Genomic DNA, 1,151 nt, shown 5'->3' on the forward strand with positions numbered 1-1,151 from the left:
CCCGTGATATTGAGGTCGGCAGTATTGTCATCCGCGCTACAGGCCAGTAGCGACACCAGCATTACCAAGCCCGTCAAGAAGTGAATAGTGTGACGCATTTGAAGAACATCCTTATCAGTCTTTCGAACATCAGGAGAGATACGGCACGACGACTTATTTTTTTATAGATTGCGGCATGGCAAGTTAGGCAGAAAGTCATGTCAACCATCCTTCTTTCATTGCCGCAGCTCTGCAGCACTGCACTTGATCTGGGTAGTCTGCGTCAGACAAAGCGGCGTCATCCAGCACGCCGACAACCCACTGGTACCGTCGGGATGGCGTTTGAAAAGCATCATGCAGCGCTGGCTCGTTACGACGTAACCCGTCGATCAACGCATCGATATGGTTCATATCGAGTAGCATTTGTGTCTGTCTGTCATCGAGACGAACGCTGCTCGCAGGATTAGGCTCGGCCGTGGTCACGGCACCGTGTTCGAGATCGAGTTCACGCCATCCTGCATCTCGCCCAACGTATCGCCATGCCGTCATGTACTTCGTGAGTAGAAACCTTTGTTCATTGGTCAGCATCTCGGCGATTTGTGGCAAACGGCGCGTATCCGATAAGCGCAGAACATATCGAGCATCCTGAACCGTAACGATGCGGAAGTTCGATAGTCGCTGCCATAACGCATCCATGGATTCCGTAGTCACAATAACACTCAACATGGGTTGACCTGATATCTCCTCGGCGAGAGTTGGCAGGAGATCAAGACTCATGTTGTCCATCGTAAGCAGCAGCGGTGAGACCGCCAACACGCGCTCACTCGTATTGGCAGCGTCTTGATAAAGCGAACACCAGTTACCCTTCGGCCATAAATCTCTGATCAACGTCAGCAGCGTGTCATGCCTGAAGGAGGCATCTAGCAGGAAGTAGATGTAGGGCGTTGGCGATTCAGCAAGCCATGCCCCGATCATCGCTTGCGTTTCCTTGACCCATCCCAGCGGGTAATGGTCGATCAGTTGCATAGTGGCCTCAGGAGACGTTGACGATTGGCGATCCGCTAGACAGGTTCTTGAGCAGGCATTCCACACAAATACCATCCGGCATTTGTGGCAGTGCGCGACTCATCTCCGCCGGCCCCTCAAAGCTCTGACTCGCGCCCTTGACCGTG

1 protein-coding gene is annotated in these 1,151 nt (G+C 53.0%); it reads right to left on the bottom strand.

Annotated elements, in window-relative coordinates:
• Positions 1-195: 195 nt before the first annotated feature.
• Complete coding sequence (locus DOM41_RS17085) at positions 196-1,005, bottom strand: DUF4123 domain-containing protein (protein ID WP_157956972.1); 810 nt, start codon at positions 1,003-1,005, stop codon at positions 196-198.
• Positions 1,006-1,151: the final 146 nt, after the last annotated feature.

This window comes from Salinicola aestuarinus, from assembly GCF_003206645.1.
Lineage (GTDB): Bacteria > Pseudomonadota > Gammaproteobacteria > Pseudomonadales > Halomonadaceae > Salinicola > Salinicola aestuarinus.